This is a genomic window from Streptococcus sp. 2018WUSS126 (assembly GCF_044427425.1).
Lineage (GTDB): Bacteria > Bacillota > Bacilli > Lactobacillales > Streptococcaceae > Streptococcus > Streptococcus hashimotonensis.
In genome coordinates this window covers 48,821-71,042 of record NZ_JAOTGB010000013.1, presented here as the reverse complement: position 1 = coordinate 71,042, position 22,222 = coordinate 48,821, and the positions used below count along the sequence as shown (strand labels likewise).

The 22,222-nt window shown below is 41.7% G+C and carries 29 protein-coding genes; 11 read left to right on the top strand and 18 right to left on the bottom strand.

Annotation, left to right across the window (positions count from 1 at the left end; translation table 11 throughout):
- Positions 1-151: 151 nt before the first annotated feature.
- Genes ODU34_RS06330 through ODU34_RS06290 form a run of 9 tightly spaced genes read right to left on the bottom strand, consistent with a single transcriptional unit; the run spans position 152 to position 6,845 of the window.
- Entirely contained in the window at positions 152-898 is a 747-nt protein-coding gene (locus ODU34_RS06330) for a potassium channel family protein (RefSeq protein ID WP_105179517.1), read from the bottom strand.
- Complete coding sequence (locus ODU34_RS06325; protein WP_105179516.1) at positions 891-1,814, bottom strand: bifunctional riboflavin kinase/FAD synthetase; 924 nt, start codon at positions 1,812-1,814, stop codon at positions 891-893. Before ODU34_RS06325 ends, ODU34_RS06330 begins: the two co-directional genes overlap by 8 nt.
- Before the next feature lie 34 nt (positions 1,815-1,848).
- Entirely contained in the window at positions 1,849-2,727 is an 879-nt protein-coding gene (truB, locus tag ODU34_RS06320; protein ID WP_105179515.1) for a tRNA pseudouridine(55) synthase TruB, read from the bottom strand.
- Positions 2,728-2,775: 48 nt separating this feature from the next.
- A complete protein-coding gene (locus ODU34_RS06315) occupies positions 2,776-4,101 on the bottom strand; it encodes a DUF438 domain-containing protein (protein ID WP_105179514.1) in 1,326 nt (441 codons plus the stop codon).
- Entirely contained in the window at positions 4,098-4,331 is a 234-nt protein-coding gene (locus ODU34_RS06310) for a DUF1858 domain-containing protein (RefSeq protein WP_029172144.1), read from the bottom strand. The genes ODU34_RS06315 and ODU34_RS06310 overlap by 4 nt, the downstream gene beginning before the upstream one ends.
- A 12-nt stretch (positions 4,332-4,343) precedes the next feature.
- Positions 4,344-4,838 (bottom strand): GNAT family N-acetyltransferase, encoded by a 495-nt coding sequence (locus ODU34_RS06305; RefSeq protein ID WP_105179513.1) that lies wholly within the window; start codon positions 4,836-4,838, stop codon positions 4,344-4,346.
- A gap of 1 nt (position 4,839) precedes the next feature.
- Positions 4,840-6,093 (bottom strand): DUF2130 domain-containing protein, encoded by a 1,254-nt coding sequence (locus tag ODU34_RS06300; protein ID WP_105179512.1) that lies wholly within the window; start codon positions 6,091-6,093, stop codon positions 4,840-4,842.
- A 6-nt stretch (positions 6,094-6,099) separates the two neighbouring features.
- The gene (locus ODU34_RS06295; protein ID WP_002940881.1) at positions 6,100-6,357 is read right to left on the bottom strand and encodes a hypothetical protein; all 258 of its coding nucleotides are present in this window, start codon (positions 6,355-6,357) and stop codon (positions 6,100-6,102) included.
- Between the two features lie 17 nt (positions 6,358-6,374).
- Positions 6,375-6,845 carry an ATPase gene (locus ODU34_RS06290; protein WP_105179511.1) on the bottom strand — a complete coding sequence of 157 codons (471 nt, stop codon included), beginning with the start codon at positions 6,843-6,845 and terminating at the stop codon, positions 6,375-6,377.
- A gap of 405 nt (positions 6,846-7,250) precedes the next feature.
- Between ODU34_RS06290 and ODU34_RS06285 the strand changes: the two genes are divergently transcribed.
- The 3 genes from ODU34_RS06285 (at position 7,251) to ODU34_RS06275 (ending at position 10,140) form a co-directional block, all read left to right on the top strand.
- Positions 7,251-8,066, top strand: a complete 816-nt coding sequence (locus tag ODU34_RS06285) for a Cof-type HAD-IIB family hydrolase (protein ID WP_105179510.1) — start codon at positions 7,251-7,253, stop codon at positions 8,064-8,066.
- A 9-nt stretch (positions 8,067-8,075) separates the two neighbouring features.
- A complete protein-coding gene (gene pepT, locus ODU34_RS06280; protein ID WP_105179509.1) occupies positions 8,076-9,296 on the top strand; it encodes a peptidase T in 1,221 nt (406 codons plus the stop codon).
- A gap of 445 nt (positions 9,297-9,741) precedes the next feature.
- Positions 9,742-10,140, top strand: coding sequence for a DUF5684 domain-containing protein (locus ODU34_RS06275; protein ID WP_002940890.1), 399 nt, complete (start codon positions 9,742-9,744; stop codon positions 10,138-10,140).
- 35 nt (positions 10,141-10,175) lie between these two features.
- On the opposite strand, the gene ODU34_RS06270 is transcribed toward ODU34_RS06275, so the two are convergent.
- Entirely contained in the window at positions 10,176-10,691 is a 516-nt protein-coding gene (locus ODU34_RS06270; protein ID WP_238146052.1) for a hypothetical protein, read from the bottom strand.
- 32 nt (positions 10,692-10,723) lie between these two features.
- Positions 10,724-11,080: a hypothetical protein gene (locus tag ODU34_RS06265; RefSeq protein ID WP_238146051.1), complete on the bottom strand. Its 357-nt coding sequence runs from the start codon at positions 11,078-11,080 to the stop codon at positions 10,724-10,726.
- Positions 11,081-11,322: 242 nt separating this feature from the next.
- Between ODU34_RS06265 and ODU34_RS06260 the strand changes: the two genes are divergently transcribed.
- Genes ODU34_RS06260 through ODU34_RS06245 form a run of 4 tightly spaced genes read left to right on the top strand, consistent with a single transcriptional unit; the run spans position 11,323 to position 14,180 of the window.
- The gene (locus tag ODU34_RS06260) at positions 11,323-11,640 is read left to right on the top strand and encodes a PadR family transcriptional regulator (protein ID WP_002937690.1); all 318 of its coding nucleotides are present in this window, start codon (positions 11,323-11,325) and stop codon (positions 11,638-11,640) included.
- The gene (locus ODU34_RS06255; RefSeq protein ID WP_398578422.1) at positions 11,637-12,749 is read left to right on the top strand and encodes a DUF4097 family beta strand repeat-containing protein; all 1,113 of its coding nucleotides are present in this window, start codon (positions 11,637-11,639) and stop codon (positions 12,747-12,749) included. The genes ODU34_RS06260 and ODU34_RS06255 overlap by 4 nt, the downstream gene beginning before the upstream one ends.
- 11 nt (positions 12,750-12,760) lie before the next feature.
- Positions 12,761-13,339, top strand: coding sequence for an HAAS signaling domain-containing protein (locus ODU34_RS06250; RefSeq protein ID WP_172011242.1), 579 nt, complete (start codon positions 12,761-12,763; stop codon positions 13,337-13,339).
- Positions 13,326-14,180 carry a DUF4097 family beta strand repeat-containing protein gene (locus tag ODU34_RS06245; RefSeq protein ID WP_172011240.1) on the top strand — a complete coding sequence of 285 codons (855 nt, stop codon included), beginning with the start codon at positions 13,326-13,328 and terminating at the stop codon, positions 14,178-14,180. The genes ODU34_RS06250 and ODU34_RS06245 overlap by 14 nt, the downstream gene beginning before the upstream one ends.
- Positions 14,181-14,215: 35 nt before the next feature.
- Here ODU34_RS06245 and ODU34_RS06240 read toward each other — a convergent pair whose 3' ends face one another.
- Positions 14,216-14,575: a DUF1304 domain-containing protein gene (locus ODU34_RS06240; protein WP_023369971.1), complete on the bottom strand. Its 360-nt coding sequence runs from the start codon at positions 14,573-14,575 to the stop codon at positions 14,216-14,218.
- Positions 14,576-14,594: 19 nt separating this feature from the next.
- The gene (locus ODU34_RS06235; protein ID WP_002937706.1) at positions 14,595-15,020 is read right to left on the bottom strand and encodes a MarR family winged helix-turn-helix transcriptional regulator; all 426 of its coding nucleotides are present in this window, start codon (positions 15,018-15,020) and stop codon (positions 14,595-14,597) included.
- Between the two features lie 161 nt (positions 15,021-15,181).
- Between ODU34_RS06235 and ODU34_RS06230 the strand changes: the two genes are divergently transcribed.
- Genes ODU34_RS06230 through ODU34_RS06220 form a run of 3 tightly spaced genes read left to right on the top strand, consistent with a single transcriptional unit; the run spans position 15,182 to position 17,691 of the window.
- Positions 15,182-15,940 carry a threonine/serine exporter family protein gene (locus ODU34_RS06230; protein WP_105140219.1) on the top strand — a complete coding sequence of 253 codons (759 nt, stop codon included), beginning with the start codon at positions 15,182-15,184 and terminating at the stop codon, positions 15,938-15,940.
- Positions 15,941-15,943: 3 nt separating this feature from the next.
- Positions 15,944-16,396: a threonine/serine exporter family protein gene (locus ODU34_RS06225; RefSeq protein WP_002937711.1), complete on the top strand. Its 453-nt coding sequence runs from the start codon at positions 15,944-15,946 to the stop codon at positions 16,394-16,396.
- 56 nt (positions 16,397-16,452) lie between these two features.
- On the top strand, positions 16,453-17,691 hold the full coding sequence (locus ODU34_RS06220; RefSeq protein ID WP_398578421.1) for a cation diffusion facilitator family transporter: 1,239 nt from the start codon (positions 16,453-16,455) through the stop codon (positions 17,689-17,691).
- A 282-nt stretch (positions 17,692-17,973) separates the two neighbouring features.
- Here the strand turns inward: ODU34_RS06220 and ODU34_RS06215 are convergent, their stop codons facing one another.
- From ODU34_RS06215 to folE, 5 genes are read right to left on the bottom strand one after another with little or no spacing between them, the layout of a single operon-like run.
- Positions 17,974-19,284: a GntP family permease gene (locus ODU34_RS06215; protein WP_398578420.1), complete on the bottom strand. Its 1,311-nt coding sequence runs from the start codon at positions 19,282-19,284 to the stop codon at positions 17,974-17,976.
- Positions 19,285-19,334: 50 nt separating this feature from the next.
- The gene (gene folK, locus ODU34_RS06210) at positions 19,335-19,823 is read right to left on the bottom strand and encodes a 2-amino-4-hydroxy-6-hydroxymethyldihydropteridine diphosphokinase (protein WP_318806767.1); all 489 of its coding nucleotides are present in this window, start codon (positions 19,821-19,823) and stop codon (positions 19,335-19,337) included.
- Positions 19,820-20,182: a dihydroneopterin aldolase gene (folB, locus tag ODU34_RS06205; RefSeq protein WP_002938086.1), complete on the bottom strand. Its 363-nt coding sequence runs from the start codon at positions 20,180-20,182 to the stop codon at positions 19,820-19,822. Before folB ends, folK begins: the two co-directional genes overlap by 4 nt.
- A complete protein-coding gene (gene folP, locus ODU34_RS06200) occupies positions 20,175-20,987 on the bottom strand; it encodes a dihydropteroate synthase (protein WP_398578419.1) in 813 nt (270 codons plus the stop codon). Before folP ends, folB begins: the two co-directional genes overlap by 8 nt.
- A gap of 8 nt (positions 20,988-20,995) precedes the next feature.
- A complete protein-coding gene (gene folE, locus ODU34_RS06195; protein ID WP_002938082.1) occupies positions 20,996-21,559 on the bottom strand; it encodes a GTP cyclohydrolase I FolE in 564 nt (187 codons plus the stop codon).
- A 157-nt stretch (positions 21,560-21,716) separates the two neighbouring features.
- Here folE and ODU34_RS06190 point away from each other — a divergent pair, with 157 nt between their 5' ends.
- Entirely contained in the window at positions 21,717-22,199 is a 483-nt protein-coding gene (locus tag ODU34_RS06190) for an 8-oxo-dGTP diphosphatase (RefSeq protein WP_044754615.1), read from the top strand.
- Positions 22,200-22,222 lie beyond the last annotated feature (23 nt).

Genomic DNA, 22,222 nt, shown 5'->3' with positions numbered 1-22,222 from the left:
GCCAGTAACTTTAGTGTACTCTTTTTTTCAACATTTTCAACCCTAAAAATTCCTTGAATCTGCAGCTTTAGGCAAAAACAGAACTTAGTCTGAGACTAAATTCTGTTGGTGTTATGCAGTTTTCTCAAAGTAACTTCTGGAAGGACGGGAACTAGAACTTACTTTGAGAATTTACCAATTTTTCTAAAGATTCTATTTTTTTCTCTAAGCGTAATAATGTTTCGTTTTGTTCATCAATTTTTGCCATCAAGGTATCCAACTTCGTTTCTCGCTCTGTTTCAGAGAAAAAACGAGTTATTGTGGAGGTAACCATACCAAAAGTACAAATACCAACCAACATCAAGAGGATGGCTATAATTTTAGAAATCGTATCTTGGGGGACAATATCTCCATACCCTACAGTTGTCATCGTTACAATGGACCACCAAAGTGCATCGAAGAATGATTTTCCTTCAATCACTGATAATAAGACACTTGAAACTAGCACTGCTGAGCTATTTAGCATCAATACCTTGGATAAACTGTTGGTATGCAAAAGCTTGTTGATTGTATCCCAGAATCGATTAGACAGGGCAAATATTCTCGTTACTTTGACTAATCTGAAGAGTCGTGCAAGTCTTCCCAAGCGAAGAAAACTGAAGAATGAATCAAATGGAATAATGGCAATTAGTTCCAAGATATGCCCCTGTACATATTCAAGTATGTCATCCGCATAATAAAGCTGAGCAAAATAATCGCAGACAAAAATAAACCACAGAAGCCAATCCAGTACCCGATAGCCACTAGAATTGGCAATACTAGCATCCATTAATTCAAGTACGATAAGAAATACATAGACTACAGCTATGTAGGTCATAGCCTTCTCATAAAAAGGATGACGAATTAATCGTTTAAGCATGTTTTCCCCATTGCAAGGCAAATTCCTCATCAGATTTCATCTGCTCCATCAAACCTTCAATCCCATCAAATTTGACCATATCTCGAATTTTTTCAAGCCAAAAAATAGTTATTTTTTCTCCGTAGATAAAGCGGTCAAACCCAAAAATATGGGCTTCTATCCGCATCTCAGTTCCATCAAAGGTCACATTTTTCCCAACGCTTGTCATAGCTCGATAGCGTTTCCCATCTACTTCGACATCAGCGACGTAGACTCCCTCAGATGGTAAATGGACACGGTCAAAAGGAGCCAGATTTGCAGTCGGATAACCAATAGTGCGCCCTCTGGCATCTCCATGAACAACAATTCCCTCCGTCATAAATGGATAACCTAAAAGTTGATTAGCTAGAGAGACATCCCCTGACTGGATAGCCTGACGAATGCGAGTTGAAGAAACTTTCTCTCCGCCCAGGCTCACTTCACTTACAATTTCTACCTGTCCATCAAATAGCTCTGTCAAATCTTTGACATCTGCTCTGCAATTCCCAAAATGATAATCAAATCCAGCAACTAAGACTTGTGCATTCACCCCCTTAACATACCGCTCAATAAATTCTTCTGGAGTATTACTGGCAAATTCGCTAGTAAATGGCGTCATTACCAGTTGATCTACACCATATTTCTCCAATAACTGATGACGCTGTTCCTGGCTTGTCAAATGCAGTAAAAGTTCTGGGCTAAAGCGAGAAAAAGCCAACCGAGGTGACTCTGGAAAGGTCAAAATAGTTACTATCAAACCTTGCTCATCTGCTACTTTCCTTGCTCGATCAAGTAAAGCTTTGTGCCCAAGATGAATCCCATCAAAGTAGCCTAGTACTAAAACCGTCGGCTCCTCTTGATTCAATTCACTATAATGTTTAATTGTTCTAATGTTCATGTTTTCTATTTTATCACAGTTATTGAGAAATTTCTTAGACCAAAACCTTACTCGGTTTATACAGCTGGTCGCGTTTTTCAAAAATAGCAATCAACTGACCATCATGAAAGCCTGCTAAGCGCTCTGCTTCTGCATTCAATTCTACAAATCGACCAAATGTAGTATCTTGCACCTGCTCTTCTTTCAATTCTACAACAGGTAAATCCCCGATACCACGTTCAATAGGTTGGAGAAATGAAAAATCATTTTCAGCTACCAGCGAAGAAATTTCTTCCAAAGTTAAGGCATCCGCTAGGTCCATTCCTGCTGATCCAGTTCGTTCCAAGCTGGACATGTGGCTAGCGTAGCCTAGCTTAGCCCCTAAGTCAACAGAAAGAGTACGGACATAAGTTCCCTTGCCACAACGAACTCGGAAGGTGAAACGTGCACAGTCATCTGCCAACTCAATCGGGCTGGTCCGCTCAAAACTGTAAATGTCAATTTGGCGTTGAGGACGTTCGATTTCTTCACCTGCCCGTGCGTACTCATAGAGTTTGCGGCCATTTACTTTGACAGCAGAATACATAGGCGGAATTTGAGTAATAGTACCGACAAAGCTAGCCATAGCCTCATCTACTGCCTGCTCTGCTATGTCCAAAACCGGTGTCCGCTCAACGAGGTCCCCCGACGCATCTTCGGTCGTGGTCGAGTAGCCCAGGGTAATCTCTCCCTCGTAAATCTTGCCCTCTTCCTGCATATACTCAATCATGCGAGTAGCCTTGCCGACTGCAATGGGCAGAACGCCTGTCACATCTGGGTCCAAGGTACCACCGTGCCCAATCTTTTTCTCTTGCAAAATCTTGCGGAGCTTAAAAACCACATCGTGCGAGGTCATGCCCGCTTCTTTTTTGACGTTAATAATTCCTGAAATCATGTTCTCATTATAACACAAAGGACCGCACTTGTGGGCGGTCTGGTTGGATTAAATATCCCGATGAAAATCGCTGTCAATTTCAAAAAATGGTTGGATATTTTGGACGTATTCCAAGACGCCTTGAAACTCTCCCTGGTCGTCACGCACGGCCTTATAGACCACATAGACAAACTTGCCCATACTCTCGGACTTGAACCACATGGTCACCTGGTCTTTTTGCCCTGTGCGGAGCAGTTCAAAAATCTTCTTGACCTTGTCTAAGATTTTTGGTGGATGGCAGAGCTCCACATGACGTCCAATCTGGCTCGGAGTACGTTTGAAAATCATGTCTTCTACAGGGTGGCTGTCATTATAATATTGGAAAATGTCGTCCTTGTTGACAAAGGTGAGTTCCAGCGGTAAATGGTTGAGAATGAGATTGGCCTGTTCGACAGACAAGTAGCCATTACCAAAGCTCTGCGGACTGGTCCTGTCCTGAACAGTTTCCGATTTTTCCTTGGGCGTGAAGGTAATGGTGAACTGGCCTTCTGGCGTATCGATAATCTGCTGGTTTGACCCAGCTGGCTGCGGAGCAAGACTGTCGGCTACCTGCTCTGCTATTTCCCAAAAAGTCTCCCGATGAGGTCCCCACTTGGCTGTCGGCTTGACGATGGCGTAGCCGTAGGCGTCGCTGTCCGCTGCCACTTGAAGCCAATCATCCTGAGTGAATGTCTCCAGCAAAATCATGAGAAGTATGGCTTCCTCCTTGAAAATCATCTCCTCGAACTCCTTGGCAAAATTTTCAAAATGGATCCGTGTTGCAGCTAGGTCGCCTCTCTCAAGTGCCTTGCGAGCCGTCTTGAAGAGGTCGCGAATCTCGTCGTCCACGCCCCACATGACCTTAGGCGGTGCATCGTGACCGTAGCGTTCCATGATTGGAAAAAAGACCTTTTCCTTGCGGGTATAGTGGTTTTCAAATTGACCGAGGAGGCCAAACTGGCGTGTCAAGCCTTGCTGGAGCTGGTCTTGCAGTTCCGCATCCTCTGTCTGCTCGTACTGGTCAAGGATACGGCGGATGCGTAGGAGAGCCGCCCGCAATGCTAGGTTTTCCTGCTTAAAGACATTGACAGGGTGTCCTTCCTGGTCCATATCCGCCACTTCCACATCTGCAATGGCTCCTTTAAAAAGGTTGGCATGGATATTGCAGAGGCTCATGATGTCTTCAAAAGTGATGCCCGTGTCGCTGGACATGAGCTCATGCTCCATTAAGGAGATTTCGAGGGCAGAAACACCCGTAAAATGCTGATTAAACTGGTCCTGAACAGACTCTGGACTGGCACCATTGTGCAAGTCCAAGAGAATGTTCTTCAAAATGTCAATCCGTTGGTCTGTCATGCTTCTCCTCCTATTACCTCGTATCCGTTGCATTCCAAGACCTGCTGAATACGGTCTAACGGAATCTTGGTCATCTTGGAGCCTGTCTTCAGACTGGTCACCTTGCCAACTGTGTTGAGCATGGCTGGATTTGCCAAAGGCTTGAAACCAAGCTCCACCAGAATCTCCTTGACTTCTGGGTGCTGGTTGATAATCTCTGCAACAGGCAGATTTAGGTCGATGGTATTCATTTTACTTTTCCTCTATAACTTTTTTGTAAAATACAAGGCCAATTCATCATCATTATAGGCTTTGGCACCTACCGGCAAAGAGCGCCCTCGGTACCAGACACCGCTTCCGTCTGGTATAAAACCATGTTTTACATAGAGCCGTTGAGCCTTTCCATAATTTGCATTCAAACCAACTCCAATACCTACTATATCCGTGAATTCTGAGGCAAGCTGACAGATAGCATCTAATAATTGCCAACCTATCCCCTGATTTTGAAAGTCTTCAAAAACATTGAAATCAGCAATTTCAGGTATTCCAGATTGGTAAAACGGCCCCTCCTTCACTTGCTTAATCAAGGTGATGTAGCCCTTGCAAACTCCTGCTTCTTCGGCAACTAGGACGATACGTTCTCCCTTTTCTTGTTCCCTTAGATAGTTGGTTAAAATCTCTTTGCGGGAGGGCCAACCTTGCTTCTGGAAGGCCTCATCAAGTTGAAGTATATGTTCAAATTGTAGCGGAACAATCATCTCAATCCTCCCTCAACGCCTCAAACTTGGCTTTCATAGTTGGGTTATTGCGGGTTAGTTTTTTGACGGAGACATCATCTAGTTTATTATTGGCTAGGCGAAGCTGGTTTTCGCTGGTGGTCAGGGCTGCCTTGACAGCTTCCATTCGCTTGATTGCCTTGTCGATTTCATCAATAGCCTTTTGGAAATTGTTGCTGGCCGATTGATAGTTTTTGGCAAAAGCATTCTTGAAAATTTCCAAATCTTCTTCAAAATGAGTAATATCGATATTCTGCTCCTTAACCATGGCTAACTCCTGCTTGTATTGCAGACTATTGAGCGCAGCATTTCGTAAAATTCCGATTAATTGGATAAAGAACTGTGGTCGGATAACATACATCTTCTCATATTCATGACTAACATCCACAATCCCTGTATTGTAATAGTCATTGTCCGCCTCTAGCATGCTGACTAATACAGCATATTCGCATTTTTTCTCCCGACGGTCCTTGTCCAACTCCCTAAAGAAATCTGCGTTTTTATGCTTGGTCTTGGTCGTATCTGCCTCGTTTTTCATTTCGAACATGATGGAAATAAATTCCAAGCCCGACTCGTCAAAATCACGGAAGATGAAATCTCCTTTTGAACCGGACGCTGATACTTCGTTGTCCTTCGCAAATTTGGCACGTGGAAAAGCATAGGAACGAACCTTGTTAAACTCCGCCTCAGCAAACTGCTCCAAGCTCTCTCCAATTGCCTTAGTAGACTGCTGGACCTTGAAATTTTTGTAAAATTCCACCTGCTCATCCGCCGCCTTGAGCCGTACTTCGTACTCCTGACGAGTGGTCGCCAGGGCTAACTCTTGCTTTTGTTCCTGCAAAACCAAAGCATTTTGTGCCGCATCCCGCTCTTTTTCCACCTGAGCTACCGCCTGCTGCAACTCCAAATCCTTAGCAAGACCGATTTGCCCCAACTGAGCCTTAAGCTCTTGGATTTCTTGGTCTTTTTTGGAAATAGCAGAGCTGATTTCCAGTTCCGTCTGACTAGCAAATTTATCAAGTTTTGCGGTCAGTTCCAGAATCTCCTTATCCTTATCACTCAATCTAGCCTGCAAATCATTTTCAGCCTTCTGGCTTAATAATTCTCGTTCCCGCTCCAATCGTTCATGGATTTCCTTGTCAAACTCCGCACCACGCACCTGGGCTAAAAGCTGACTATATTCTGTTTCATTGACCTGAAAGGCCGTCCCACAATGGGGGCAAGTAATTTGATGCATATGCTCTCACTTTCTTCTTTTCAAATAAGATATTAATTTATGTAAAACCGTAGCTACTCCCAGCGCCAATAAAAAATAAAAGAAACGAACCGCATTTCTAGCATCTGGAAGCGATAGAGCCCAAAGGACAAAAATCGTTATGGCAGTCGGCCATCTCCATCCCCAGGTCATCTTCCGTTTGATAAACCATTCCATCCAATCTTCATTAGAATCAAACCGTGTTTCATAATATTCTTCTTTCAGTTGTTCCCACCACTTTTTCATAGTAGCCTCCTTTCAAATCACAGACCTTCTAATTCAAGCTCCAGAAAAGTCCTCCACTTTTCCTGCAAGGGTTGACGTACAGGCGACTCCTGACCTTCTAAGACTTTTTTGATACATTCATTTTGCACCAACCATCCTGTCATGTCTTTTTGAGCATTCGCAAATTCATTACCAAAATCTTCTGGAATTCGTTCTTCAAAAGTAATCAAGGTCTGATTTTCTAACTGGGACAGTGTAAATGAAACTGTTGCTGAATCCCACATGTAGGCAATTTTCTCATTTTTTCGGTATTCCAGTAAATCCATAACTTCACGGAATCCTTCCATTTCAAAAACCAGCGTATTTCCTACAATGTTTAACTGTGGAAACCAGCGGGCAAAACCACTATCTGTCGCCAACAAGTCCCAAGCTTCTGCTAAACTAGCTGGAACAGTATAGGAAATAGTTAGCAGGTACATCTCGGACTCTTTCTGAACACTAATCTTCATACCATAACTCCTCTTCTATTCCCCTATTATACCAAAAAATACTGGTCCATAACCGATATTTCCATTGTCTCTATTCTTTAATCATAATCAAGCATGAGTGCTATTCATTCCAGAGGATTGAAAAACGGTATCTTGAAATCTGAATTATTTTTTATAACATCTTACATAGACAGTCCTTACCTTTGTTTATATGGCTCATACTCCATGTTTTGTATCCCCTAGCAATGTAAGACTTTCTTGACACATAATGAACATTGTCATTTTTGCAACACTTCTATTTTTTACACTTTCATTTCAGCTATCCACCACCCAATTTATTTTACCATATAGAACAGAGTTTAGTATTTCAATCATTCCTTTCTCATTTTATGCTATACTAGATGTATTGAAAACAAGGAGGTTTATATGATTAAACTAATCGCTCTTGATATGGACGGAACCCTCTTAAACGAGAAAAAAGAGCTGATGCAGCCACAGATTGATGCCATTCATCAGGCTGTTGAAGCGGGCGTCAAGATTGTTCTTTGTACTGGTCGGCCCTTGGCTGGGGTTAAGCCTTTCGTAGAGCAGCTCGGCTTTGACACCGAGGAAGAATTTATCATTGTCAATAACGGCTGTTCAACCCATTCGACAAAGGATTGGAGCCTGATTGACTGGGAAGAACTATCTATCTCTGATATTGATTATCTTTCCACTTTTATTGAAAATGATGATGTGCAAATTTCTCTCTTTGACGAGGAAGACTACTTCGTTCTTGCAGAAAAAGCCAATGCACGCGTTAATTTAGACGCAGGTTTGGTAGGAATGACTCCTCAACCAATTGATTTAAAAGAAGCCAAGTCAGGTCAGCATCGCTTCTTTGAAGCCATGTTCGTCGGTGAAAAAGAGCATATTGATGCCTTTGAAAATCAACACAATCCTGTACTCAGCCAAGGCTATTCCACCGTCCGTTCACAGGACTATCTATTGGAAATTTTACCAAACGGTGCAAGCAAGGCCACTGGTTTGAAAAAACTGGCAGACCGCCTCGGTATCCTCCCAGAAGAAATCATGGCTATGGGAGATGCCAACAACGACCTGGAAATGATTGAATTTGCTGGACTTGGTATTGCCATGGGCAACGCTAACGAGCAGGTCAAGGCAATCGCCCAGGACATCACAGACACCAATGAAAACAACGGCGTTGCCAAGGCTATTGAAAAACATATTTTGAAAAAATAAGGAGACAATATGAAATACCCAACACTCTTAGACCGTTTCTTGGTCTATGTCAAAGAAAATACTCGCTCAGATGAAAATTCGACAACCACTCCTTCTACCCAAAACCAAGTCGAGTTTGCACAGAATATCCTTCTGCCTGAAATGAAACGCATCGGCTTACAGAATGTCCACTACCTGCCAAATGGTTTTGCTGTGGGAACACTGCCTGCCAACGACCCAAGTTTGACGCGTAAGATTGGCTTCATCGCCCACATGGATACGGCGGATTTCAACGCAGAAGGTGTGAATCCTCAGATCATCGAAAACTACGACGGCAACCCAATTGCCTTGGGAACTTCTGGCTACGAATTGCATCCAAAAGACTTCCCACAACTTGCCAACTACCAGGGTCAAACACTGATTACCACAGACGGTACCACCTTGCTAGGCTCTGATGACAAGTCAGGAATTGCAGAAATCATGACTGCCATTGAATTCCTAGTCCAAAACCCTGACATCAAGCACTGCGAAATCCGTGTGGGCTTTGGTCCTGACGAAGAAATCGGTGTTGGTGCAGACAAGTTTGATGTAGAAGACTTCGATGTGGACTTTGCCTACACTATGGACGGTGGACCGCTGGGCGAACTCCAGTACGAAACCTTCTCAGCAGCAGGTGCCAAGATTGATTTCCTAGGACGCAATGTCCACCCAGGATCTGCTAAGGACCAGATGATTAATGCCTTCCAGTTGGCTATTGATTTCCACAATGCCCTTCCAGAAGCAGACCGCCCAGAAAAAACTGAAGGGTATGAAGGTTTCTTCCACTTGATGAACATGGAAGGTAGTGTCGATACTGCTTCTACCACCTACATCATCCGTGACTTCGAGGAAGAGGATTTCCTTTCCCGCAAACAGCTCATGCTGGACATCGCTGAAAAGATGAATGCCAATTTTGACACTCCACGTGTCATTGTCAACCTACATGACCAATACTACAACATGAAGAAAATCATCGAAAAAGACATGACCCCAATCAATATCGCTAAAGACGTCATGGAAAATCTAGGTATCAAGCCACTGATTGAGCCTGTTCGCGGCGGAACAGACGGCTCCAAGATTTCCTTCATGGGCATTCCAACGCCAAATATCTTCGCAGGTGGTGAAAACATGCATGGTCGCTTTGAGTTTGTCAGCCTGCAAACCATGGAAAAAGCTGTCGATGTCATTCTCGGAATCGTCTCTTACAAATAAAATTTCAAGAGGCTGGGCAAAAAGCCCAGCGGCTACTACTCAGAGTTCGTGTCAACATCTCAGCGCAGTGGTTGATTGGCTCTAACAATCTGGGAGATTGTTAGAGGTTGGAGATAAGATTTGCATAGCAAATCTCAGCAATTCGTGTATTACACTCCAAATCTGACCATTACGACTGTTGCGAACAAAGTTCGCTTCATCTCCAACCTCCAAAGGTTCCCCGAACCTTTGGAGCTATGCGGGGGTGGGAGTGAAACAGTCTGGGGATAGACTGTTTCAGCTCAACAACTAGAAATAAAGACTTGTTGACGAACTCTTTTTTAGACCAGTCGAGTTCTTTCTCACTCCCTTTTTCTGAAAAAATTTTAAAAAAATGCAATTTTATATTGTGTTATTGAACTAATACTGGTATAATAGAACTATAAAAAAGAAATGGAGTTTTATTATGACAGAAGAAACATTAGCACAGGGAATTCTCATTGGCATTTGGGGTACAACACTACTATTTTCATTTATTTGGTATATTCTTGTTGCTATTTCCAACTACATCCTCTTCAAAAAAGCAGGCTACGCTGGTTGGAAATCATTGATTCCAATCTACAATCTCTATATCCAACAATGCATCGCCTTTGGCTATGAAAAAAGATGGTTCATTCTATTCTTACTGATTCCACTAGCAGGGCCATTATATGGCATCTATCTCGTTTACAATTTTGGTCGTAGCTTCGGTTTATCAGCTGTACAAGCTATCTTCTATGTTCTTCTTACACCTATCTTTAACCTCTACATCGCCTTTAATGATGGAAGTCGTTACCAAGGTCCACAAGAATTCTTTATTGACTAATATACAATCAAGCCCCCGCACACGCGGAGGCTTTTTTAAACGAATAGAAAAATAAGAAGAACCATCATGACTAAACTGACCAAAATAGATAAGGAGTTAACATTGGCAGGTTCAGCTGAGCGACTACCTAACTTTAATGCATATATTGGGGACATGACTGAAATCGGAGAGACTAGACAGATCAGCAACATGATTTTCATCGTTTTATCAATAGGTAGAAGAAAATAAATGACCCCTGCTATTAGAATATTTGCACCTAGCCTCAAAGAGAGAAGATAGGCCAATCGACTAATTTCTTTCCAATTCAATTTTAAATCAAGCAAGATTCCCAACATGAGCATGGCTAAAAAAGGATTGGCGTTACTGGCTATCGTCAGCGCAGAGATAAGTTCGCGTGGAAGCTTGATAGAATAGACTGCTAACGATAGGCTAACTAGATAGACTACTAGTGGAACTGAGCGTGAAAGATTCTTTATAAAAGTTGCAATGGTCATTCTTTCCTGCTCTTCATCCACACCAGCTGCGATACTGTAATTCCCACCTAAAACCATGATTGCATTCCCCGCATCAAATACGATGACGCTTAGTAGACTAGATAGCGAAAAAAAGCTTGCACAAATGGGAGTGTAAAGGTTCCGATATTATAGCCTGATAACTGCATAAGACCGACGGAAGTCTGTTGACCAGACTTCTTTGCCTCCCAGTATCCCACCATATCCAAAAAAAGATTACAAAGAATTCCTAATATGAAGGGAACATATAAATCTATAGATACTTGGGCTGTCGCTGAAGCTACAAGGAGAGAGGCTGGTAGCGTAATATTCATCACTAAGCTAGAAAAGATTGTCGCATCCTCCCTTCGAACAATCCCTTTGGCTTTTAATGTATAACCTAAACCGATAACAAAGATAAAACCAAGAGCACGAGCTATTATAGTCATTTAGTTTGCTTTTAGTACAAGGCAACGAGCTGCAGGCTGTACTGAAGTACGGCAAAGCGAGTTAACGAAGTAATCAAAGATAAACTAGTGACTATAATTCAAGTTCATTCATGAAACTAGTACAGCATATCGACAAGAATTTTGATGATATATAAAAATTTTATATAATCGCTTGATTTTGCTAAACAATAGGTATATAATTTATATATAAAATAATTATATAAAGATAAAGAGGTGAGTTTATGTACTACCCCGTATCCTCTATCTTGATAGAATTTCTGGTATTAGCCATCGTGGAAAAGCAGGATTCCTACGGCTATGAAATCAGCCAAACCATCAAGATAGTTGCTGATATAAAGGAATCCACACTCTACCCTATTTTGAAAAAATTGGAAAAGGCTGGCTATGTCACCACCTATACCCAAGAATTTCAAGGGAGAAAGCGGAAATACTATACCATCACTCCTGCTGGACGTGAACACCTCCCCTTCCTGCAGGGTGAATGGAATAGCTACAAAGACCATATTGACGGAATTATAGAAGGGAGCTTACGAAAATGACACGCGCAGATTATTTGAACCAACTGGAACAAGCATTATTTCAACTTCATCCAAGTGCCAGACAGGAGGCTTTAGACTACTTCAATGAGTATTTTGACGAAAAGGATAACGACGAGGAAGCTATTATAGAGCTAGGAACACCTGATGAAGCAGCAAAGGAAATCATTGCCAATCTACCTGAAGATGCCCTAATCACCGAGCAAGACCAAGCAAGTCCACATTCATCTAAACCATTTGATTTCAACTTTGATTTTGATTTTCAATTTGACTGGGAGAATTTTTTCAACAATTTTAAACATTCAGCCTATCAAGCTAGGGAAAGAATTGAATTGACGGCAAAGATTGAAGAATTACCTGAGTTTTCAAACCTACAGATTTCGCTCGAAGATCAGACCCTTAGTGTTCAAAGTTATGAAGGAGAAGCTGTCTTATTGCACAATCCTGTTTCAGAAGATGGTAGCTACCAGGCTTTTGACTATCAACTGGTTCAGGATAGTTTGTACCTAACAAGCAAGCCTACCCCTAATCACCTCTACTTCTCAAACAATCAAACCAGCTCTGCTATTCTCAAAATCCCTAAAAAACTACCGCCCCTTACTAGTCTCAATCTGAAAACGACAGATAGTAGTCTGACGATGGCGGCTGTGCAGGCGAGCGAACAGCTAGTCATCAATGCAAAAGATAGCAGTATCAGCATGACGAAAGTGAGCTGCCCAAGCTCTGCTCTACGGTTAGAAGACTCTACACTAACTATCTCAGATGGACAGATGAGCGAGTTAAAATTGGAAGCCAGCGATGCTGTTATCACTCTCTCAAGCATGAGCCTTTCAGATGCAAGGATAACATTAGAAGACTGTGTCTGGAAGTTGAAGGATTTTGTCATTGAAAAGAGCCTTAACTGCCAGGCTGAAGATTCTGTCCTAACCTATCAACCAAGTACGGACATCAGTTTAGACATCTGGGAGGAAGATTCTAGCCTTAAACTTCCAAAGGATAAGGCGTTTACAATGATGAAAGAGGGTGACATCACTCATCTCAGCTACAAGCAAGAAAATAGCCCTGCTCAGCTAGTTATTCATTGTCAAGACTGCCAGCTTAGTGTTGGATAAAGGAGGTTTCCATGAATCGCAAGGAATATTTACAGAATCTCGAGAAATATCTCAAAAACCTATCAAAAGAAGATTTTCAAGATACCTTGGACTATTTCAATGAATATTTTGACGAAAAGGAAAACGATGAGCAAGCTATTCAAGAACTAGGCAGTCCAAAAGAAGCAGCCAGTGAAATTCTAGCCAATCTATATGATAAAGAGAAGATTGAGGATAAGCCAAATACCCGCAATATGGTCTGGCTGACCATCCTCTCTATCCTTGCCGCCCCAATCGGCGTCCCCCTAGCAATCACCTTGGTCGCCCTCTTCATCACCCTTCTCCTAATCATCTTTAGCCTCTTTCTGCTCCTTATCTCACTCTGGATTGTCCTCCTCAGTCTAGCAATCGCCCAGCTACTCCTCGCCTTTGACCTCTTCACACTATCATGGTCTACCTCCCTCCTCTTCACAGGCCTGGCCCTCATCTGCTTGGCCCTCACTCTATTGGGTAGTAAATTCACTCTAGACCTTGGAAGCAAAACCTTCTTGCTTGTTTTACATTGGATACAAAGAAAAATTCGCAAAGGAGGCTATTATGAAACAGCTTAAACCATTTACGAAAATCAGTCTGAGCCTGTTCACTCTTGGAACAATTCTCAGCCTAATCGGCTACTTTGCTGGTGGTTGGACAAATATGAAAACTGTTGCAGAAAACTATTTTCAGCCCCAAACGGCAAGCTTTACGGATATTCGTTCTATAGAGGTCAATGAAAAACTGTCCATTATGCCCTCGCCTGACAACCAATTCCACCTCCACTACTATCGAAATCAGCATAAAGACATCGACCTACTCAGCCACCAAGTTCAAGATGGAAAATTAACCATTTCTAGTGCCTATCAAGGCATCGTTACTTATGATGGTTTACTCGAACCTATCTTAAATCTTGTCAATGACCAGAATGTTGCCTACTACCAACCTGTCTTACAGGTCCCTAAAAATAGCACAATCGAAACACTCTCAGGCAACCTTCAAGGAGACCTTTATCTGGATAAAGTAACTATTCAAAATCTTGAACTCACTGTAGAAGATGGGGATATGTTGATTGAAAACAGTCAACTCAGCTTTGCTCATTTGTCACACCTCAATGGAGAAGTAGCAATCAATCATTCCACATTAATAAGTCCGAAAGACATTTCCGATACTGTTGGCAGTAGCTTAACGATTGAGGATGGTGATTTTAAAGCAGAAAACCTAAAACTAGAAGGAAGACATAACATCAGTAATTACAATGGTTCGATTGACATTTCTCTTCATTCCAAAACAAAAACTGACATCCATATAGATGCCAGTCAAAATAATCTGGGAATTGACCTTCCAACCTATTCCAATCCCCACGCCACTAATTACCTCTATATCTCTACACTAGATGGAGAACTGAATATTCAGTAATTGCAAAAAGCCCTCCTCACGGAAGGCTTTTCTATTTATTTAAACAACAAAATAGAAATTAATGCCAAGATAGCTGGTCCACCTTGGGTTAAGATGATTTTTGGACTTGCTGTAATAGCGCCATAAGCTGCTGCAGCAATAACATATAGAACAAAAATGCTTGTAATTTCTAGATTACCAGTAAAAATACCGTAGAGCAAGAAAACCGCCAACAAGCCATTATAAATTCCTTGATTCTTGAACAAGGCAGTCACAGACTTACGTTGTAATTCTTCCTTCTCCATATTGAATACGCGACTAGTAGAGTCTGAATGGGTCGCAAAGGTTTCCAAATACATGATATATAGGTGCTCAATAGCTACGATACTAGCTAGAATAGTGGTAAAAATAGACATAATGTCTCCTCTCAAAAAATTATATAGGTAGATTTTGCAAGCCAATCAATAGTTTATCAAGAGTGGCTAGGAATTGCTCGCTCTCCTCAACAGTTAGAATCTGATTCATCGAAGTTTTGATAGCTTGGTGGTGGGCAGAAGGATTCGTGATTAGCGCTTCTCTAGCCTGCTCAGTTGGCCAGACAAGTACTTCTCTCTGATTGTCAGGATTTCGCTTGCGAATGATATAGCCGCTCTCCTCTAACAATTTGAGATGACGCGTAACCGCTGCGCGGTCTATCTGAAGCCGCTCCTGCAAAGCCAACTGATGCAGGGGTGCATCTTTTAGTAATGTTTGCAATATTGAATAGCGTGTCAAACTGATTCCCAACTGCTTTTCAAAAAGATTGGAAATCGTCTCATCTGCCACTTTCAACCTGTATAACAAATCTTCCATTTCTTGCATTATCTACCTCTTTTGATTGATTGATCAATCATTGATAAGTCAATTATACTACAATCCGAACAATTTTCAACTATTTTGCCTATCTATTAAAAAAATATGTTGCCTACACCTATATTTTGTTATAATTAAGAAAATAACTAGCAGAGGGATGGGACTTACTTATGGAAAACACTCCTAGACTAAACTTGGTCATAGACGTGCTCATGCTCGCTGGTGCCATTTTGGCACAAAGCGGTGCAGAAATTCACCGAGTTGAAGATACCATGATTCGGATTGCACATTCACAAGGAATTGAACAGGCCAATGTCCTTGCCATCCCTGCTGCTATCTTTTTCTCCATCGACCATACGAATATTTCGCGTATGAAACGCATCGTAAATTCAAATTACGACATGCAGAAAGTTTGTGACGTCAACCAAATCTCCCGTTCCCTAGCCAATGAAGAAATCAGCCTAGAAGAAACTTGGAGCCAATTAAATGCAATCAAACAACAAAAGCCACCTTATAACAATATCCAAATAACCTTAGCTGCCGTAGTAGCCGCACCATTTTTTACCATCATGTTCGGAGGTTCTCTTTTAGATGCAGCAGGTGCTGTCCTCGCAACAGCTTTAGCTTTCCCTATCTCACTAATTGTCGAGCGCTATATTGGAATTGATTTTGTCACCACCTTCGTTGGCGCCTTTGTCTTCTCACTCACCTCTTATTTATTAAGCGCAACCACTACTCTCCCCATTAATCCTAACCTGATTAATGCGGGGGCAGTCATGCCTTTTGTACCAGGGATTGCTTTTACAAATGCTGTAAGAGACCTCATGACCAATCATATCAATACAGGGATGACCAAATTTTTCCAAACTGCGCTTATTATCTTATCGCTCGGTGCAGGTACAACTGTGGCCTTTATGCTTGTGAGGTAATCTATGACACCAGTTCACTTCTTATTACAGGCACTCGCCTCTTATATCGCTATCGCAGCCTTCTTAATTGTTCTCAATGTTCAAAGAAAAATGCTGGTCCCTGGTGGACTCCTAGGCATGCTTGTTTGGCTTATTTATCTTTTACTATTGGAACCAACAAATGTCTTGATTGCTACCTTTTTCGCGGCAATTATCGGATCCTGTGTCAGTCAAATCATGAGTATTTGGTTAAAAACACCCTCCGTCATCTTTTCATTGGCTATACTTGCACCACTTGTTCCAGGCTATCGAGCCTACATGACCACGACTTATTTCGTTTCTGGGGACCACGCTCAAGCCCTAACCAATATCACTACCGTCTTAACTTTAGCCTTAGTCATTCCCATCGGTATGGCCAGCGGAACAATATTATTACGCCTTTATAAGGTTCTTCGAACAGGCAAAAAAGCAGCCTAACCCCTTGAAAATAAGGGGCCTTTTTGTTAAAATGAAAACTTATCAAAGGAGATGCTATGAACCAAAACGTAACCAATCTAAAACTTGCTGAACGTGGTGCCTTGCTATCTATCGGTGCCTATATTGTCTTATCAGGTATCAAACTCGTTGCAGGACAGCTCTTTCATTCGGATGCCTTACGAGCAGATGCCTTCAATAATATTTCTGATATTATCGGTAATATCGCTGTACTTGTTGGACTAAAAATGGCACAGAAACCAGCTGATACCGATCATAAATTTGGACACTGGAAAATGGAAGACTTGGCAAGCTTGATTACATCCTTCATCATGTTTGTCGTTGGTTTCCAAGTACTCTATGATACCCTCCAAAAACTAATCAGCAATTCTTCTATCGAAGTAGACATTATGGGGGCCATTGTCGGAATTTTTTCCGCACTAGTTATGTTAGCTGTTTATTTATATAATAACCGCTTGGCAAAAAAAGTACGTTCCAAGGCCTTAGAAGCAGCTGCCAAGGATAATCTATCCGATGCAGTCACTTCCATAGGAACTTCTATCGCAATCTTTGCTGCGGCTTTCAACTTCCCTATTGTCGATAAAATTGCAGCCATCATCATTACCTTCTTTATCCTAAAAACAGCCTACGATATTTTTCTGGAAAGCTTCTTTACCCTATCTGATGGATTTGATGAAAACTTATTGAAAAAGTACGAGGAAGATATTCTCAAACTCCCAAAAATCGTTTCTGTCAAATCACAACGTGGTCGGACTTATGGAGCCAATATCTACCTTGATGTTGTTTTAGAAATGAATCCAGACTTATCCGTTTATGAAAGTCATGAAGTGACTGAGCAGGTTGAGCAACTCCTAACACTCAAACATGGAGTTTTTGATGTGGATATTCACGTAGAACCATCTGAAATTCCACACGATGAGATGTATGAGCATGTGTACGACAAACTCTTCCGTTTTGAAACAGAGATACAAGCACATGCTAATGGGTATGAAGAATTGATTGACGACCAGTATCTCTTAATTGATGCCAAAGGCCACTACCGAAATAAAACTCAGATGCTTGCCGACCACCCCATCCAAACGACGTATTTATCAAATTACCAAATGACATCTATTAGCCATAAATCAAAATTAGTTACGTTTGAAATTGGCGAATATGTTCATACATCACTTTGGCGCCGTCATGAAAATTGGACTGTTATTTTCCATCAAATTTCAAAGAAACAAACCTCTCAGATCGAAGCTACTGAAAAAATCTCTGATTTGCATAATCCATAATTAAAAATAGGAATTTTCCCTGGATTATAGGGAGAATTCCTATTTTTTAACCTTCCCTTTGAGCTATTATCAGTCTTTTATACTCAATTTGTAGTTATTTAGTTTTTGTTTAGTATATGATAAAAGCTAAATAACTATAGAAGATTAGAGCTTACTGTTTTGGGATTTCATTGATTATTATATTATAAAGAAAAAGCCTCTACCCGAATAAATATTTGAGTAGAGGTTTTAACTGAATGATATTGCCCATTGGCAGGGCTTTTATTTGTTTGTTAATCAATCCTAATATAGCAAAGGTGCCAACAGTAAAATCACAAATAAGGCTAACAAATGCCCAACTGTCACTAGGATAAACGAATACTTAAGGCCACGTTTCATACTTAATTTCGAAAGATTGTGGAAGGTAATCATCACACCAGACTGAGGCATAACTGTCAAAATAGCCGATGCAACTACTACTACACGATGCAGCAACTCCGGATTAATCCCCATTTCCAAATAGGAAGGAAGGAAATTACTTGAAGCAATACCTATCGCACCAGAAGATGAACCGATAATACCACTAACCAATGCTGTCGAAACAGATAAACTGATTAGAGGTGATCCTGGTATTTGTTGAATCCATTCTTGAATGACTGCAAAACCCGCTGACAAGGTTAACACCGTCCCAAATGCTACTGTACTAGAAGTTGCAAAAGCAGGCACTATAGATGCTGTTGTCGCAGCATTTAAAATTTCTTTTTGATTTGGCAGATATGGATAAAAAATCAAAGCTGATAGAAGGATAGAGACCAACAATCCGATTGCCAGGACATTCGGAGTTTTACTCATTAGGAAAATCGTCCCAATAAGACTGAATAGAGGCAAGACTGATAAAAATAGATTTGGTGTCTTATCAGCTACCACTACTGCAGTTTCATCCTCTTCTTCCGTATACGTCTCTCCATTTGCTAGACTTTTCTTGAGGCAGTAGGCCATGTAGAGCAAGCCAAATACTAATAACGTCAAGCTGGCTGCCAAACTGATAACGGGTGCCGCGGTCAAGCTAGTTCCCAAAACTTTTGTCGGTATGACATTCTGGATGGAAGGTGCCCCAGGAAGAGTTGTCATCGTATAGGTACCTGCTCCCAAAAAGACAGGAATCGGAAAAAGTGCCCAGTTGATATTCAACTCTTTAAAGAGGGGGCGTGAAAGGGGAAGCAAGGTAAAAATAACTACAAAAATACTCACACCACCATAGGTCAGAATGGAAGCAATCAAAGTGATAGCTAACAAGCCCTTATAGGGACTATCCTTTCCCATTACCTTCAAAATGCTATTGGCGATCGCCTGCGTAGCTCCACTTGCCTCCATATAACGTGCCAAGATAGACCCCAACATAAAGATGGCAAAATTATTAATCAAAAAACCTGCTAAGCCCGCCATATAAGACTGCTCTTTGCCCAACATAACTTCCAAAACATTCATCTGATTGGTCAGAATGATGATTAAACTAGCGAGTGGTGCAGCAATGATAACATGTAAATTTTTTGATGTCCAATAAATAATGGCTACAATAGCCAATAAAACTCCTAAAGTTGCTAAAATTGTCATAAAACTCCTTTATCTAATCTATCCTCTAATAAACCTAGTATCAGAGGCAACTATTTGAAAATGTTTATATCTTTTTGTTCCCCTAGTTCTGCAAGCAAGTCCGATACCACTTTTTTCAAAATTGGGTGACAGTAATCAGAAGCAATCTCAGCAAGAGGTTTGAGAACAAATGCTCTTTCATGGGCGTAGGGATGGGGAACAATCAGATTCTCTTCTTGAATCTTCTCCTCATCCCAAAAAATAATATCCAAATCAATGGTCCGTTGTCCCCATTTTTCAATCCGTACTCGGTCCAACTCTTGTTCGATGTTCTGGCAAACGCTTAGAAAATCCTGAGCAGACAAATCAGTATACACTTGACAGACTAGATTGAGGAAATCAGCCTGATCTGTCTTGCCCCAAGCTGGAGTTTCATAAATGTTGGAAACTAAGCCAAGCTGACAACCTGGATGACTGGCTAATTTGTCTAGGGCTGCCTGTAAATAGGCCTGTCGATTGCCCATGTTCCCTCCGATACTGAGATAGGCTAGATGCTTCATGGTCGTTCACGCTCCAATTCAATTCCGACAGAATCATAGTGTCCAGCAATGGGCGGATTTTCCTTGTAAATGGCCAAGCGAATCTTCTCCACCTTTGGAAATTGATCAAAAAGCTCCTGACAAATAACACCTGCTACCTTTTCTATAAGGATGTAGGGCTTGCCTTCCACAACTGCTTTAATGGTTTCAAAGACCATACCATAGTGAACTGTGTCTTCTAAATTGTCAGTTTGTGAAGCTGCTGTCAGGTCAACAAACAAATCACAGTCAACTGTGAAAATTTGACCAAGAACTTGTTCTTCTTTGAAGGCACCATGGTAGCCGTAAAAGCGGCATTTATTGAGAGAAATCTTATCCATGTTGACCTCCAGAAATCAATTGGTCCCAAACCTTAACGATATCACGGTTGGCAGCGACATTGTGGACACGGACCATTTTACAGCCTTTTTGGACTGCCCAGGCAGATAAGGCTGCCGTTGCTTGATCGCGGTCAGTCGGTAAGCTATTGCCCCCAAGCAGATAATCCACCACGCGCTTACGAGATATTCCAAATAGAACGGGATAACCAAGAGCAGTAATCTGTTCCAAACCTTGTAAGAGATCAAGGTTATGTTGGACATTCTTTGAAAAGCCAAATCCTGGATCCAACCAAATCTGGTCTGCGGAAACACCAGCATCAAGTGCTGCTTGGGCACGCTCAGCTAGAAAGTTTTTGACCTCTCCAACAACATCCGCATAGCTTTCGTCTTTCTGGTTGTGCATGAGAATAATTGGTACCTTGTACTCCGCAGCCAGGGCCAACATATCTCCATCATAAAGTCCTGCCCAGACATCATTTAAAATATCTGCGCCTGCTTCCAAGGCTGCACGTGCAGTTCCTGTTTTATAGGTATCGACGCTGACAAGACAGTCATAGTTTTCTTTGATAGCGCGGATAATCGGAACCACGCGAGCAATCTCGTCTTCTTCAGACACAAATGTTGCACCTGGACGAGTGGACTCACCACCAACATCAATGACGGTCGCACCGTCAGCCAACATCTTTTCTACTTGTACCAGGGCTGCTTCTACTTCATTATAGTGACCACCATCTGAAAATGAATCTGGCGTCACATTGAGAATCCCCATAATGGTTACTTGATTCGCTAACTGTTCGATTGACATAGAACCTCCTATTTATTGTGAATCATGGACAAGAGTTCACGGCGCAAGATGGCATCTTCCTTGTATTTTCCAAGGGCAACTGTGGTCACTGTCTTACTACCTGGCTTGCGAATACCACGCATACTCATGCACATATGCTCTGCTTCGACCATGACAAAAACGCCTTCTGGTTCAAGGGCATCTTGAAGTGCATGAGCAACTTGATGAGTTAAACGCTCCTGCAATTGAGGGCGACGACTTGCTACCTCCACTGCACGCGCCAATTTGCTAAGACCTGTCACACGCCCCTTACTCGGAATATAGGCTACATGGGCAATGCCATAAAAGGGTACCAAATGGTGTTCACACATAGAATGAAAAGGAATATCCTTGACCAAAACAACCTCTTCATGACCTTCTGAAAAGACAGCTGTAAATTGGTCTTTGGGATCCTCTTCTAGGCCGTTAAACATTTCTAAATACATCTTAGCGACCCGTTTAGGCGTATCTAATAAACCTTCACGATTCGGGTCCTCGCCCAATAATTCCAATAATTGATAAATTGTTTGTTCGATTTGTTCTTGTTTTGACATAATACTTCCTAAATAGTTTGATGTTCTTATTATACCCTAAAAACTATTTTCAGAAAAGGGCTTTCAACATTCTAAACAACAAACTGTCCCCGTTCAGAATGCCAGACACTCTCACCTTTGTGATATAATAGGAACAAACTAACTACAAGGAGCTAATATGACCAAGAAACCTGTCCAACTGGCTACGATTTGCTACATTGATAATGGTAAGGAATTTCTTCTCCTTCATCGAAACAAGAAAGAAAATGACGTCCATCAAGGTAAATGGATTGGAGTTGGTGGCAAACTGGAAGCTGGTGAAACCCCACAAGCCTGTGCCATTCGAGAAGTCTTTGAGGAAACTGGGCTTACTGTAACGAAGCATGCTCTAAAAGGAGTCATCACCTTTCCAGACTTCACCCCAAACACTGACTGGTACACCTATGTCTTTAAGATAACTGGTTTTGAAGGAAGTCTTATTGACTGCAATGAAGGTGACTTAGAGTGGGTTCCCTATGACCAAGTCTTGTCCAAACCAACTTGGGAGGGCGACCGGCATTTTCAAGAATGGCTATTAGAGGACAAACCATTTTTTTCCGCTTGCTTCCGCTATGATGGGGACAAACTGCTTGATTACAGTGTTGATTTTTATGAAGAATAAGCTAATAAAAAACGAAAAAGCCT